The following is a 15,534-nucleotide window of genomic DNA, read 5'->3' on the forward strand; positions in this document are numbered from 1 at the left end:
ACCAAAGGATTGTATTTATGCCTTTTTTATTGGCTGAAATATTGGATTTTCAAGGTTCAGCACACCTTATTGGTGTGGGAAGTTTGAGTTATATATTATTTCTGTTGAAAACCTGCAGACTCAGGAGTGAATTTTCCTGAATCTTTATTATATACAGATTTTCTTTATCATATATTTATCATTTGTAATTAGAAAGACTTTTCTCAAGAAATTCCCGGTACTTATCGCGAACCTCATCCGGTGACGCGATCACCGCATCCGGGCCAAGACTGGCTATCCAGCCAAAGAACTGGTCACTGATATTTACACGAACCAGTGTTTTGAAATGTTCAGGATCCTTCCTGTGTATCATAATATCTCTGCCAAACCGATCCAGCACCACCCCGACCAAGCGGTTATGTGCTTCCAGACATATGGTTACTTCTCTGCCGCCAAACATCCCGAAGGTCCTGGATGTCAGCTCCCCTATATCATAATTCTCAAAAAATTCTCTGCCGCGTCGCACCTCCTTCCCTATACGGATCTGCTGGAGCTTATCTACCTGATACTGCTTAACCCTTCCACACTTCTCGTCGTAAGTGATCAGATAATACTCCTCATTCTGCCATACAAGTCCCCAGGGACTGACCGAATATCGTTCCCCCTCATTCTCCGGACGCAGCTTCTTCTCCACAGTCCATTCACAATATTGAAAAGAAATCTGCCTGTCCTCAGTTAATGCACGCTGGATCATATCAATACTGTAATACACATTCTCGTTTATAGTCCGGATACGGTTCTCTGCAAATCCCTGTCGCCGCAGCTGTCTGGACTCATAAACACTGGCAAGGCTCTCCAGCTTCCTGATCAGCTGTCGGGATTTCCCATTGGTGATACATCTGGAGGACTGTACTGCATCCACCAGAAGTCTCAGCTCCGGAAGCTCAAATTCCCGACTGGCAAGATAAAAACCGGCCGGGTGCTCCCGACGGTTCAGGATATCCATTCCAAAATTCCGCAGGGTTTCAATATCATCATAGACAGTCTTACGCTCTGCACTGATCCCCAGACTATTCAGATAGGCGATCAGCTCCTTCACGGACATCGGATGCTCTTCGTCCGTCTGCTCCAGAAAAATGCGCATCAGATATAAAATTTTAATCTTCTGGTTAAAGACCCTTGGCATCCTCCTACCGTTACTGAAAACTTATAAAAAGTTATAAACTTCTATGTTTCATTCCTACTTCAACGAGTATGCTTTTGATGATATAAATATCTATCTACTCACAAGTTCTTGTACTCTCCATAGGCGTAAATTCCGGATTAACGTACCCGTACATATTTGCACTAACGTTTTAGTGTTAGCTTGCAACTCTTTCTCCATAAGCCTTGAGATTTATAGATGCCTGAAAATCTCTATCAATGACATTTCCACAATCACATTTATAAATTCTGTCAGATAATTTCAAGTCTTTTTTAATGTTTCCACAGCAACTGTAAAGCTTTGATGATGGATAAAACCAATCAGCCACAATAAGCTGAATCCCTTTATCGCTGCACTTGTATTCAAGCTGCTTTCTAAACTCAAAAAAACCCTGATTCTGAACTGCTTTTGATAAATGTCTATTTTTCATCATTCCACTAACATTCAAATCTTCAATACAAATAAATCTTGGTTTTCGACTTACAATTTCAGATGTAGTCTGATTCAAATAGTTCTTACGGATATTTGTTAATCTGTGATTTCGTTTTAATAAAAGTTTTTCCTTTTTGATTACATTATTTGTTTTGCAGTAACTTTCTCCTTTCTTATTTTTCTCGTAAGAGCGAGAGATACTACACTGTAATCTGCGTTTCTGTTTTTCTAGTTTCTTTACTTTCTGACTTTTATTGATATTCTTATACTTAGCTCCATCAGAGCAAATAGCCAGATCTTTGATTCCTAGATCTATACCAATTCCATCATTATTAAGTTTTTCTATGCAATCAGGAAATTCCACACATACGCTGATCCACCAGTTCAACCCATCAAAAGATATTCTCGGATTCATGTATTTAGCATCTGTAGGAATACGACCATGCTCTGCAAGTCTTACCCAATTTAGTTTTTGTTTATTTCTTTTCCTGCTCGAAGAAAATCCTTCAAACTTAACATGAGTATTACTGAATTGTATCTTAATATTATCCTGATAGAACTTCGGCATTGATCTCTTTTTTGACTTGAATCTTGGGAATTTCTGCAAACCTTTGAAAAAGTTCTTATAAGCAGTGCAGGCATCTTTGATTGCCTGTTTGGTTACATTATTTGAAATACTCAATAACCATGCGTATTCATCAGAATGTCTAAGCTTTGTAAATTCTTTTCTGAGTTCTGCATCTGAAATGAATTTTCCGCCTTTTTCATAGTTTTCTATCTCCCTGGCCAAAGCCCAGTTATAAGCAAATCTTGAAGCACCTGCGTACTGAAACATCTTAGTTTTCTGTACATTGTTGGGTATCAACATTGCTTTTATGGCTTTTACCATCTACTTCCTCCTGTATCAGTTCCCGGATAAGTTTCTTAGCTTTATTCGCTCGTTTTCCTTGTAATTTGCAACTGAATACTGTGATCATCTGAACCAGATCTTCAACAAGTTCCTGCTGTTCGGATTTTTCAGTATTATCAATAATCTCAATCTCACAATTATAAAGCGAAGCGGTATATTCTATCAATTCAAAACCAAATCGCAATAGCCGATCTTTATATAAAACAATAACCTTTTCAACCTGATTTTGAGATATTCGCCTAATTAATTCCTGGAGTCCTTTTTTCTTATAATTAATTCCGGAACCGATATCACTTATTATCTCAAATGGCTGTCCTTTTGCCAGAAGATATGTCTTAACATTATCAATCTGTCGTTCCAGATCATCTTTCTGTTTATGGCTGGAAACGCGACAATATCCAATTGTAATGCGATTTTTAGGCTTTACATTTATTACCTGGTTGAGTTGCTCGTCAGAATAATATCTATAGCCGCTTACTGTAGTATGATGCGGATGAAGTTTTCCATTGGCATCCCAATTTCAACATGTACTTATATGATTTTATAATTTATATTTACTGTTAATAACCTCCGTTCCATTACTTGTCTGTCAGTGATGCTACCACTGCAAAATATAATACCATGAATGACAATACAACAGCAACGATATCTGCTCCGCGGAAATCAAAATTAAACAGCATCGCCCCGCCAAGCATGATCTCCATTGTAAGAAGTGCGCCCAGTACCATTGCCATTCCTGAGGAAAGCTTCTGTCTGCCGCAATGTCCGTTCTCAGCTTCCACATATCTTCCTTCTGCCAATACTGCCTTCCTGCTGCTCTCTGTATTCCACATAAGATCCATCCTCCCTGTCCTATGTTCGTCTCACGATTTATCGAACATATTTTCCAAACATATTTTCTGTATGTTTGCATTATAGCTCATTTTTAGTCCAATAAAACGGTACAAATATGGTTTTTCCGAACATTTGTTTATTTTATACAAAAATATGTTCGTCTTTAAGATCCACAAAAAAAGAATGCTGCCTGCCGGTCACTCCGACAAACAGCATTCTTTTTTTATCCACAGCCGCTATTTATTTCAACACACCACTGTCAGCCAGTCCCCACTTACAGGTCAAAATATAATTCTCATAGGTAAGTGAAGAATCAAACCGGGCAAATTTCGCATTCAGGACATACGGATCTGCCATGGTCTTTGCCACATAGCAACCTGTTTTTTTCAGGCAGCTCAGATATATCTGCATCATCAGTTTATAATCGTTCTCCAGCTGTATATTCTCTGTCCCGGCATTCTTTGCCGCGATCAGCTGTGCTCTCAGTCTGTCCACCTGTAACCGAAGCACCATCGCATTATTTAAAGAGAACCATGCCTTATTGTAGTTTTCCAGCGTCGGGCAGTCCATCATAAACGCTACGGCTTTGCAGATCTTATCTGCCACTCCCACAACTTCCGCAAGATTGACGCTGTTTTCCCACATCGGGGCGAGTGCTTTCTTATCAAAGAGCCAGATTGCATTCTTTTCGACCTGGTCTGCCAGGAAGTCCTTCATAAGTATGGACATCGGCTGGTTCATATACTGTTTCAGCTGCACAACACCATTATACAGGCCGCTGTCTGACGGAAGCTGACTGATCACACGATCTACGAGCTTCTGTCCCACTGCCTGGACATTCAGAAATGTCATCAGGAAATCCACTGCATCGATGGCAATATCCGCTCCGTCAAAAACAGACTGCACATGATCCCATCTCTGCACTGTATCCGGTTTTGTCTGTCCCGGTTTCAGCGGAAGCTCCTTATATCCATTCATGTACTGCAGCATCTTCAGGGCTTCTTCCTCTGTCATCCATCCGGTTCCGCCAAGCTCCTTGGCAGCTTTTTTCATGGTATCTCCGTCTTTAAAGATCTTATCACCGCCGGATTTAAACTTTTTCAGCACTTTATACGCTCTCTGAAGCCCATCCTGGATTCCCCCGCTTAGATCCTCATCTATGGAGTACTCGGCAGTATCCACAACCAGCTCCAGTGCCAGGCTTCTGTACACCTTCTCTTCTGTAAATTTCGGGTCTTCCAGAACTGCTTTGATCAGTGCTGCATGCCCCTGCTGCATCTCAGATTTCAGGGCAGCCCACCATTCATCGCTGAAGGTTCCGCTTGTATGTCCGCTCATAATGGAAAAACAGTCATTCTGCAGATCATTCAGGATCTTGCTGTATCCTTCATTTTTCAGATATTCCGGATACTGTCGTAAAAGCATCTCGGTTGTGATATCCGTAACCTCATAGGCTGTATTGCCGCCACCCGCATTACAGATGATCTGTGCGCCTGTAATTTTCTCATTTCCTGCGGCAAATTTAATACCATTCCATCTCACTTTTGCTCCTGAGAAATAAACTTTCTTCAGACTGTTGCAGTTTTTAAATGCGTTGCTCTCCACAGAACTTAAGAATGTAAAGATCATGATCTCACTGATCTTTGTACAGCCTTCAAACGCATTCTTACGGATCGTTGTCAGCGATTTCGGAAGATAGATCTCTCCGGAAAGCCCGCTGCAGCCTTTCATAAGTTCCGCCTCGATCACCTTAAGTCCATCCGGGAACGCAATTGTCTTAAGGGCACTGCAGCCGTAAAAGGCTCCTTCGCCAATGGATGTGATACCTGTACCAAGACGTACTTCCTGCAGGGATTTGCAGTTTTTGAAGGCATTCTTTCCGATAGATTTCATATATTTGTCCGAAATGGAAACCTTCTTCACTTTCGTGCCTGCAAAAGCAGAGTTCCCGATGGCTTTTACATTAAACTTTCTGGAATCCAGCGTGATCGTATCCGGAACCTTTACTGTTGTCGCTGTTCCGATATATTTCAGAAGTGTGATCTTGCCGTCACTTTCCACCTTATAATTCCATTCTGCCGATGCGGAATTTGCCATTCCTTTTACGAAAATATAAAATTTCTTCGAAGCTGCAGGATATATCTTATTCGCACTGGTTTTTGTAGCTACATTCAACGTAAACACGCCATTTCCGCTTGCAGTAAGACGCATATTCTTATCCAGCCATGCGGAAGTCTTTGCGCTGTTTTCCACAGAACAGGAATAAGCCGCATTACCTTTTACAGAAATCTGCAGTGCCTGACTGAAAATCTCCTTACTTAATACATATACACCTTTTGTCTTATCATATTTCAAAAAGCTCTGCTGCTTCAGCTGGATGCTCTGTGCGCCCTGCTGTATCACATTTACTTTTTTAACTGCTGCTTTATAGTGCTTCGTCTCATCAGCCTTGATGGTGATCACAGCAGCTCCCACCCCAGCCAGTTTCAGTTTGTTTTTATCCTTATTCACAACCTGCACAGCCTTGGAATTGCTGTAAAAGTGAAGCTTTGTGCCATCACTGTTCTTTACGGCTGCATTCAGTGTCACGGTTTTTCCCTTCTGGGAAGGTTTGCAGATCATTCCGCCGGCACTGATGGTCTGTGTGGCTTTTGTGATCGTAAATTTTACGGTCTTCTTTGTTTTTCCAAAAAGACCTTTTCCCTTGACCGTGAGCACTGCGGTTCCAGGCTCTTTGTTTTTTGTACAGGAAACTGTATAATGAGTGCCTTTTTTCAGAGTTGTTCCCTGGAATTTCACAGTTACAGCCGGTATCTGTGCCTTTCCATTCCATGTAAAGCTGGTTCTTGACAAAGTCACCGTTGCTTTGCCAAGATCTGCCTTCGTCCAGTGTGCATAAAGCGTCTGGTTCTTTGTCAGCTTAAACACCTTAGACGCAGTTACCTTACTGCCGCCGGATGCCTTGGTGTACCATCCAAGGAAATAATATCCGCCGCGGGTTGGAGTTGGCAGTGTGCCGTATTTGCTGTTGGTCTTTACCTGTTTTGAGGTGGTTTTCAGAGTTGCGTTCTTTGCATTTTTGTTAAACGTGATCTTGTGGCTCTGGCTCTGATATTTTGTGGTTCCATAGTGGAAACGGATACAATGATCACTATGATAATGTGGGACTCTTGGCCAGGAATAACTACAATCATAATCGCCAAATACTTCTGTATCTTTTGAAATCTTCTCCCACTGTGCTTTGGTGCCTTCATAATAAAAATCCACTTTATCTACTGTTCCAGGATAATAAACGCCGTTGATACTTTCTCCATGCACAGCGCAGCTGCCAAATGGTGACAGTGCATATTTTCCTACTTTCTGAAGATTCTTATACACAACAATCTTTGTACAAGATGATGTATTAAATGCCGATTCTCCCAGTTCTTTAAGATTCCTTGGAAGTATCAGTTCCTTGAACCTGACGCTGCTCAAAGCTCGCTCACCTATTTCTGTAATGTTATCGCCAAATTTAACAGATGTCAGTGACGAACATCCAAAAAAAGCTCTGTCCCTGATCGTTTTCAGTGAATTCGGCAATACGATATTATTCAGTGAGTCGCAGTTTTCAAATGCACATACTCCGATTTCTTTCAGATTATTTCCAAATTTTACAGTTTTCAGGTTTTTACAGGAATAAAAAGCTTCCTGTTCAAGAGTTTCCAGTGAATCCGGTAATGTAACAGCTGTCAGCGAGTCACAGTATTCAAATGTCTGATATCCAATCGTCTGCAAACTTTTCGGCAGGGTAACTTCTTTTAGCTCCTTACACACGCCAAAAGCGCTGTCGTCTATACTTTTTATTCCTTCTGGAATAACAACTTTCGTTAATCCGGTATTATAAAACAAGCCATCCGCAATCCCTGTAAGATTTTTGGAAAGCTGTACCGATTTCAACTTTTCGCAGGACGCAAAAGCACGCGTTGCAATAACCTCAACACTGTCCGGAATCTTTATCTCTTTCAGTGATTCGCATTTCCAGAACGCACGTTCCCAGATTTTTTTCAAAGAACTTGGAAGCTGTACACTCTCAAGATTTTTGCATTTCATAAAATTGAAATTTCCAATCTCTGTGATTCCTTCTTTTATGACTACCTTCCGGATCTGATCATCATAAGCGGCCCATGGCTGTAATTCTTTCAGCTCAAGCCCATCGGAATAGCTCCACATATAGCTTGTAGTTTCTCCACTTCCAGATATCGTTAATGTTCCCTGGGAATCCAGCGTCCATTTTGCTGTATCCGTTATATTGGAACCGTCTTTGTTTATTGCAACTCCTGTTCCCCCTATATCATGTGTCGGTCCGCAATTTCCCGAAGCAACGATCCCCGTCGCACTGCTTTCTCCTGCTGAAACCAGTTCCTCCGCTCCGTCCAGCTGATCATCGGATAATTTCTCCTCTTCCAGCTGATCTGGCTCCTCAGCCTCCGGTGACGCAAGTTCTTCCGTTTCCTCAGAAATCTCTTCAGCCCCATCTGCCGCACCATTCTGATCCTGATCCTGTTCTTCTGATGATTCCCCGGATTCCTCTGTCTTATCTTCCGGTTCTTCCAGTCCCGGTTCTTCCGCAGCCGGTTCTTCTGTTACATCCGAAGTAAAATCATCTCCGGCTCCCGTTCCCATGTCTTCTGAACTATTTTCCGAATTGTTGTCGGAAACAGAAATACCACCGGTTCCCTCTTCTGTCTGATCCTGCTCTTCCGGATCTGCAGTTTCATCCACCGCTTCGCTGTCCCACTGCACGTCCGGCTGCTGGCTGAAATCTTCTGCCAGTACCACAGAAGGCACACTGGTGCCAAGCATTGCCGCGGTCAGGAACAGTGACAATGCACTTGTCATCTTTCTTTTCATATGCACTCCTCCATTATTTTATTGTCATGAGTGTTTATATATATATTCTGCAAAACACTTATAACCTTTTAGGTACAGTATACATGTTATCACATTACTACTGCAACTTATTTCTCACCTTTTTCCCATGACAATAAAAAAAAACGTTGCTGTTCACTTCGTTCTCAGTAACACGCTTCGCGGGATATTACCAACGAACAACAAAAAAAGCCTGCCGTAAACGACAGACTTGTAAAATGTAACACTTTGAAAGGGCAATTGAAATCCTATGATATCTGCTTTTACATCATTCCCGCAAACACAGACGCTCCTACAACCGTAAGCAATCCGGCTACGGCAATGGCAAGGCTGCTCATAGCTCCTTCTACCGGTCCAAGCTCCATGGCTTTGGCTGTTCCGATAGCATGGGCAGATGTTCCAAGTCCAAGACCTCTTGCGATCGGCTCCTCGATCTTTGCGATCTTGTAGACAACCTCTGCGATCATATTTCCCAGAACTCCTGTGATGATGATCACGGCAACGGTGATGGTCACGATACCGCCAAGTTCCTCGGAAACACCCATTCCGATGGCGGTTGTGATAGACTTCGGAAGCATAGTGACATATTCCTGATGATCAAAGCCAAACAATTTCGCCATAAGCAGAATGCTGCAAAGCCCGGCCAGCGTTCCGGAAAAGATCCCGGCAGCCACTGCCTTGAGATTTTTTTTCAGCAGATGGATCTGCTCATAAAGGGGCACTGCCAGACAGACTGTTGCCGGGGTCAGCAGATAGCTGATATATTTTCCACCTTCATTGTAATCCTCATAATCAATATGGAAGATCAAAAGAACACCAATAACACAGATGATCGAGATCAAAAGCGGATTAAAGATCGCCATTTTAAACTTCTTTTTCAGGATCAGACCGATCTCATAGGCGATCAGACTTATCATTGCTCCGAAAAATGCGGAGTTTTTTATGAATTCCATCATTTTTCAGTTCCTCTCTTTCCCATACGGATCACTCCCTGTGTTACTTTTCCTGTTACGACCATTACGATCACCGTGCTGATAAACGTCATGATGAGAACCGGTACACAGATCGGTTTCAGAGTACTCCAGGCTGTGATCAGTCCCGCACCAGCCGGCACAAACATCACCGGCATGATCTCAACCAGAAAATCTGCCGCACCTTTGACCTGATCCAGCTTCAGAATACCTGTGAGCAAAGCCACCAGCATAATGATCAATCCATAGACACTGGCCGGTACCGGAAGCGGAAGAAAGGTTTTCAGTAATTCTCCAATGACGGAAATCAACAGGATGATGCTGAACTGCTGCACATGCTTCATGTTGCATCCCTCCTGATTCATGTAAAGCGCATATTCACATTTTGCTTTACTGCATACTCATGAACGCAGCTGCGTTCACAGTCTGCGCTCAAACGAATTTTCCAAAAGTGGTAAGACCACTTTTGTTTTAAACGTTTTTTAATTATACGCTACAAATCCAAAATTACAAGGATTGTATCCAATAAAATACAAAAAATCCTTTTATGCATCAGCGTATTCCAGTAATCTACAGAAACAAATCTGCATAAAAGGATCCATAAACAGGGTTATGATCATTTCCTGGAATTTTCCGCCAAAATGATTTTTTCCACCTGATATTTTCCATCCTCCACAGTCATCACCGCCATGGTAACCTCCCCGCCGAAACGACTTCTTCCACAGCTTCCCGGATTCAGCCACAGTCTGCCATCGATCATCTTCTCAAAATATTTGTGAGTATGCCCGAAGATGACCACCTGTGTGTCCCCCAGTTCCCACGCAACGTCTTTTTTGTTATGGACCATAAAAAATTTCACGCCGCCAATGGTAAAGCTTAGACTGGTGCGGAGATTTTCCGCCCAGTCTTTATCATTATTTCCACGGACCACATAGAGATTCCCCATGGAACGCAGTACATCCAGGATCTCATCTTTATTGACATCTCCGGCATGAAGAATGTATTTGCAGTCTTTTAAGATTTCCAGTACCTCAGGCCGCAGAAGACCGTGAGTGTCTGATATGATGCCGATTTTTTCTTTCATGATCTCTATCCTGCTCCAATCCTTTATCATTATCGCCTTTTACCTTTTGCAGCTCACGCTATGACCGGCAATACTCTTCACAATACATAAATATCTAACAGCTGCTTCTTTTCACACCATTTCAGAAATTTTCTTAATTGGATCAAGCCGATATTCGCACCCCCGCAGAGGACTTACCTGATTCGCTTAAAACAATTCTATTTTTCCATATTCCCCGTCAGATCCCGGTTTCCGCACCACTTCTCCTGCACGGAGTCGCCGGATGCCTTCCGTCAGAACTTCTCCGCCGGCTTTTCGGATATCTTCCGGCGGAACCTCTCTCAATATGGTAAATTCCGCACCCAGTCTTTCAAGCAGCGCCTCGTACTGTCCCTGAACTTTTTTGCTTGCCGTGGAAAATCCCATGCAGGCGGAGATCACCTCAGGTAGCGGCATCAGGCTTTCATAAGGACGGCCGCTTTCCGGCATGGCCGCTGAACTCTCATCACGGTCAGATAACTGCAGGATCCGGTGATCCACACCCATGGTCAGCTTCTTTCCGCAGACCGGGCAGATACCGTTATACATCTCTGCTTCTTTCGGGCTCAGGCACACGCTGCACTTCCGGTGCCCGTCAAAATGATATTTTCCTTCTTCCGGAAAAAATTCAATCGTCCCTTCAAGCCCCTTTCCTTTCTGCACTGCATCCCGCAATCCCTGATAGGAAAGCTCTATATCCAGAAGATCCGCTTCCCTTCCCAGCTTCGACGGTGAATGTGCATCCGAATGGGACACCAGCTGATAGCCATCCAGCGCCGAGATCTGCCAGTTCATCGCCGGATCTGAAGAAAGTCCTGTCTCCAGGGCATGGATGTAAGGTGTCAGTTCTTCAAAGCATTCTTCTATGGTGTCAAATCCGGACTTCGCTCCAAACAGGGAAAAATGTGGGGTCCAGATATGCGCGGGGATATAGATACCCTCCTCACTGACCTCCAGCATTATTTCCAGAAGATCATGGCAGGGCAACCCCAAAATAGGACGTCCGTCTGAATGGATATTTCCGATCTTTTCCAGCCTTGCGGCAAAAGCATCTGCCTCATCGAATCCCGGAAGCAGGATCAGGCTGTGCACCTTCCTGGTTTTTCCTCCTTTTTTATAGATGGAACTGATCTCACCGGACAGTACAAACCTGGGTGCTTTTCCAGGATAGCGTGCCGCCTCCGGCAAAACATATTCCTCTTTCAGCCGGAACAGTCCCTGTTCCGCAGGGATCAGCTTCGCCTTCAACTCCTGCCGCCAGATGGGATGTGTCATATCTCCGGTTCCAAGGAGTGTGATCCCTTTTTTCCGCGCCCAGAGATCAAGCATCTCCGGCGTGCCATCTTTGCTGGTTGCCATGGAATATCTGGAATGTATATGCAGGTCTGCGATCTGTTTCAAAACTTTTCCTCCTGTATCATCTTTTCCTCTGTCCACATGTACATCCTGTCTTTTTAACAAAAACGCAGACAAAGAAATTACCGTCTTCTTTGTCTGCCTGAATGACCGGATCGTATATAACTCACCAGAAATCCATCTGTAACATGATCAGATATCTTTATAATAAGCCGGTGATATCACATCATACTCCCTGCAGGAGCATCCGTTCTCATAGCTGTCACAGCAGTCACAGTTGGAACAATACATATGCGCGTCATTAATATAAAATAAACCGCCGTACTGCATGGAAGTGCGCTGATTCTTGGATTTCTTCTTGCTGTTGTCGTAGTAGGCTCCGTTGGGGATCATCATATTCTCCGGGGAGAAGCTGCTGAAATCAAAGAAATGGGATTCCGTACCATGATGTGGTACCTTGATACACCAGTAATGCTCATGAAGCGGAATCCTCCCATCATAGTTTTCTGCGATCATCCTCATGTACTGTGGCTGTACATCTCCGGTAAACAGAAGATTCAGCTCTCCGTCGCCGGTATTCTGAAATGCCAGACTGATCTTGTGGCGGAACTGACGCAGAAAATGCCCCTGTTTTTCCGCACTTTCCAGAAGTGCCTGAAATTCTCCGGTTGCCTGTAATTCACGGAATTTCTTTTCCAGCTTTTCCGGTTTGAGGCGACGTGCTCTCTCTTTTTCGGCTTCTTCCGGAGCCTCTGCTGTATCCTCAGCTGCTGCGCCTGTATCTTCCATTATAAGCTCCAGCTTCTCCTGCGTATATCCTTCGTTTTCCCCACCAGGTTCTGTCTGTCCTGTCAAAAAGCGCTCGGATTCCTCTGTATCCTCTTCCACCAAAGATGCCTCAGACAGTGGAGCAGATTTCTGCTCTGCTTCCGGCATCTCCTCTGTCATGGACAGAAACAGCTGACGTACCTCCTCCGCAATGTTCACAAGCTCGGTCATTGCGTTTTCATGATTCTCGATCAGGGAATTAAATACGTCCTCCGTTTCCCGGCTGACTTCCCTGAGATCCGGCCAGAGCGCTGTATATTTTCCCTCAAACTCTGATCCTCTGGATAAAAGGTCGATTTTTACCCTTCTGGCGCAAAGAGCTTCTGCAAGGGCAAAAAGGCTGACACGTCTTCCGGGAAGGCTGGCCTTTTTTGTCACATCCGCAAGGAGCAGAAGCGCCAGTGTGTATTTCATTTCCGGACCGGAAAATACATCCGGAAGATAGATCTTTTCAAATTCGTAGGCATCTCTTCGGTAACGCATCATATAAAGCAATCCGGAAACATGGTCCGGATGAAAATGTGTCAGAAGCAGATTTTTTTTGCGGATAGTGGTAAGGTCTGAGATGATCACATCAAAGACCTCTCTCCGTGGCCGCCCTTCGATCTTGCTGTTGGCTGCCCCGAAATCCACAAGCAGGCTGCTTTTTCTGTCACGGATACAGAAGCAATCCCCGAACCCTACATTGTACATTCGTATTCTCATTTATTTTTCCTCTGGTTTCTTATTCAGCTGACCTTCGTTTCTGCAGCTGACTCTTCTTTTTTCTTCTGTTACTGTCTTCATTTCTCAGAACCAGATCTGCATATCATACCAGGTTGCTCCGCCATGACAAGAATCTGCCACACCCAGCTTCTTCAGTCCGTGGCTTTCATAGAATGGGATCATATGCTCCTTGCAGGTAAGGATCAGAGCTTTTTTTCCGCGCTCTTTCGCAAGCTCCTTGAAATATTCCACAAGCTCTCCGGCGATCCCCTGATGACGGTATTCCGGGATCACATTCAGTCCGAATACCGTCTGGATCTCCCCGTCCTTTCTGTGAAGAGTGATATCATGATAAAATTCATCCGGGAGTACTGGTTTATCTGTGGTTCCTCCGTTGATAAAGCCTACGATCTGCTCATCCTTTACTGCTACAACGAAATTCTCCGGGAATGCTCCCATACGTTTCACAACTTCATCATGACTTGCTGCCTCCGCAGGTGGAAAACAGATTGCCTCGATCTCTGCCAGACGATCCGCCTCACCGGGATCTGCCAGTCTGATCTGTAAATTTTCTGCCATTTTTTGTGATCTCCTCTATATTTATTCCGTTTTCATCCGGTTTCGATTCTTTTTTAATTATATCGGGTGAGGGAAAATGCGTCAACGTGTAACCTGCAAAAAAGCCCTCAGTATTCGCACTACTGAAGGCTTCGTTCTTTTGTTTTTATCTGTCATTATCACAGCACCGACCGGATCAGCTGCTCCGTATACTCTGTCTTCGGATGCTCAATGATCTCTTCCGGTGTCCCTTCCTCTTCCACATGTCCGTCATGCATCACGATCACCCGGTCGCAGAACAGCTGGACAAGGGCCAGGTCATGGCAGATAAAAAGAAAGGACAGCTGGTTTTCTTTTTTTAACTTCTGAAGCAGCTCCATGATCTGTTTCTGCACAGTCACATCCAGGGCGCTGGTTGCTTCATCACAGATCAGCACTCTGGGTTCCACAGCCAGGGCTCTGGCAATAGCCGCTCTCTGGCACTCCCCTCCGCTGACCTGATGGGGATACCGATCTGCATATTCCGGAGTCAGTCCGCAGGTAAGCAGAAGCTTTTCCACACGGTTCCTGGTTTCCTTCTTACTTATCCCCATATTCCGGAGACTTTCCCCGATTCCGTCCCCAAGAGTGCATCTGGGGTCAAAGGATTCTGCCGGTGTCTGAAAAATCATCTGCATTTCCCGGTAGATTTCCCGGAGATTTTTTCCCCTTGCATGTGTGATATCCTTTTCCATGAGAAAAATTTCTCCGGCGGTGGGTTCTGTCAGATGTGTGATCATCTTCGCCACAGTGCTTTTTCCTGAGCCGGATTCACCTACGATTCCTAATACTTCCCCCGTTTTCAGAGAAAAGCTTATGTCTTCTACAGCCGTGAAGGATTTTTTACCGGTGGTGAAGCTTTTTTTCAAATGATGCACTTCCAGAATGTTTTTATTTTCTGTCATCATCTGCCTCCATTTCCGGTACCTGTACGTTTCAGACGAGGTACCGAACTCATAAGCTCTTTTGTATAGGGATCCTCCGGAGCTGTCAGAACCTGAGCTGTTTTTCCGTATTCCCTCACCTTTCCGTTTTTCAGTACCAGAACCTTATCTGCCATTTTTTCCACCACACCGATGTTGTGTGTGACAACGATCATGGCTGTTCCGTATTCCTTACGCATCAGCAGCATTTCCTCAACTACCTGTTTCTGTATGGTTACATCCAGGGCACTGGTAGGCTCATCTGCCAGAAGAAGCGACGGATTCTGCAGCATGGAAATACAGATTCCCACACGCTGATTCATACCGCCGGACAATTCAAATGGGTAGCTTTGCAAAACACGTTCCCCATCCTTGAGGCCAATCTTAGCCATCATCCGGACGGCGCGCTCCGCACACTCTTTACGACTGATCCTTTCATGCTCCCGCATACTCTCATAAATCTGATCGCCCACGGTGCGGATGGGACAAAGGGCTGCTCCTGAATCCTGAAAGACCATGGCGATCTCAGGACCCAGAAGTCTGCGTAATTCTTTTTCCGGCATATCCACCACATTTTTTCCCTTGTACCAGATATCCCCTTCTGTCACCATGCCTTCATTTCCCAGAAGTCCCATGATTGCCTTGATGATGGTACTTTTTCCGCTTCCGGATTCGCCTACCACCCCCAGGATCTCCCCTTTATTCAGTTCCAGATCCACATCATGTACAACCGGTTCTCCGTTGTAACAGATCGTCACATGCTCAAGCTTCAACAATGATCCCAT

At 44.3% G+C, this 15,534-nt stretch carries 11 protein-coding genes and 2 pseudogenes; all 13 read right to left on the reverse strand.

The window, feature by feature from the left end:
• Nucleotides 1-178: 178 nt before the first annotated feature.
• The 13 genes and pseudogenes from ACTNDQ_RS05950 to ACTNDQ_RS06010 all read right to left on the reverse strand — a co-directional run bounded on the left by ACTNDQ_RS05950 (nucleotide 179) and on the right by ACTNDQ_RS06010 (nucleotide 15,534).
• The gene (locus ACTNDQ_RS05950) at nucleotides 179-1,165 is read right to left on the reverse strand and encodes a helix-turn-helix transcriptional regulator (RefSeq protein WP_441064131.1); all 987 of its coding nucleotides are present in this window, start codon (nucleotides 1,163-1,165) and stop codon (nucleotides 179-181) included.
• A 175-nt stretch (nucleotides 1,166-1,340) separates the two neighbouring features.
• On the reverse strand, nucleotides 1,341-2,504 hold the full coding sequence (locus ACTNDQ_RS05955) for an RNA-guided endonuclease InsQ/TnpB family protein (protein WP_441064133.1): 1,164 nt from the start codon (nucleotides 2,502-2,504) through the stop codon (nucleotides 1,341-1,343).
• Nucleotides 2,452-3,042: pseudogene (locus ACTNDQ_RS05960) on the reverse strand (IS607 family transposase); the annotation flags it as partial. The pseudogene ACTNDQ_RS05960 and the gene ACTNDQ_RS05955, both read right to left, overlap by 53 nt.
• Before the next feature lie 61 nt (nucleotides 3,043-3,103).
• Nucleotides 3,104-3,358 carry a hypothetical protein gene (locus tag ACTNDQ_RS05965; protein ID WP_059086214.1) on the reverse strand — a complete coding sequence of 85 codons (255 nt, stop codon included), beginning with the start codon at nucleotides 3,356-3,358 and terminating at the stop codon, nucleotides 3,104-3,106.
• Between the two features lie 241 nt (nucleotides 3,359-3,599).
• Nucleotides 3,600-8,249, reverse strand: a complete 4,650-nt coding sequence (locus tag ACTNDQ_RS05970) for a leucine-rich repeat protein (RefSeq protein ID WP_288787276.1) — start codon at nucleotides 8,247-8,249, stop codon at nucleotides 3,600-3,602.
• Nucleotides 8,250-8,530: 281 nt separating this feature from the next.
• Nucleotides 8,531-9,223, reverse strand: a complete 693-nt coding sequence (locus ACTNDQ_RS05975; protein ID WP_288787278.1) for an LrgB family protein — start codon at nucleotides 9,221-9,223, stop codon at nucleotides 8,531-8,533.
• On the reverse strand, nucleotides 9,220-9,582 hold the full coding sequence (locus ACTNDQ_RS05980; protein ID WP_015525571.1) for a CidA/LrgA family protein: 363 nt from the start codon (nucleotides 9,580-9,582) through the stop codon (nucleotides 9,220-9,222). The genes ACTNDQ_RS05975 and ACTNDQ_RS05980 overlap by 4 nt, the downstream gene beginning before the upstream one ends.
• 272 nt (nucleotides 9,583-9,854) lie before the next feature.
• Nucleotides 9,855-10,322, reverse strand: coding sequence for a metallophosphoesterase family protein (locus tag ACTNDQ_RS05985; protein ID WP_022427149.1), 468 nt, complete (start codon nucleotides 10,320-10,322; stop codon nucleotides 9,855-9,857).
• Nucleotides 10,323-10,511: 189 nt separating this feature from the next.
• Nucleotides 10,512-11,699 (reverse strand): annotated as a pseudogene (locus ACTNDQ_RS05990) (endonuclease Q family protein); the annotation flags it as partial.
• A gap of 189 nt (nucleotides 11,700-11,888) precedes the next feature.
• On the reverse strand, nucleotides 11,889-13,229 hold the full coding sequence (locus tag ACTNDQ_RS05995) for an MBL fold metallo-hydrolase (RefSeq protein ID WP_320810681.1): 1,341 nt from the start codon (nucleotides 13,227-13,229) through the stop codon (nucleotides 11,889-11,891).
• Between the two features lie 84 nt (nucleotides 13,230-13,313).
• A complete protein-coding gene (locus tag ACTNDQ_RS06000; protein WP_320810682.1) occupies nucleotides 13,314-13,808 on the reverse strand; it encodes a GNAT family N-acetyltransferase in 495 nt (164 codons plus the stop codon).
• 158 nt (nucleotides 13,809-13,966) lie between these two features.
• Nucleotides 13,967-14,731 carry an ABC transporter ATP-binding protein gene (locus ACTNDQ_RS06005; RefSeq protein ID WP_118368487.1) on the reverse strand — a complete coding sequence of 255 codons (765 nt, stop codon included), beginning with the start codon at nucleotides 14,729-14,731 and terminating at the stop codon, nucleotides 13,967-13,969.
• Entirely contained in the window at nucleotides 14,731-15,534 is an 804-nt protein-coding gene (locus tag ACTNDQ_RS06010) for an ABC transporter ATP-binding protein (RefSeq protein ID WP_195656185.1), read from the reverse strand. Before ACTNDQ_RS06010 ends, ACTNDQ_RS06005 begins: the two co-directional genes overlap by 1 nt.

Source organism: Blautia massiliensis (ex Liu et al. 2021) (genome assembly GCF_052064225.1).
In the GTDB taxonomy this organism is placed as follows: Bacteria; Bacillota; Clostridia; order Lachnospirales; family Lachnospiraceae; genus Blautia_A; species Blautia_A fusiformis.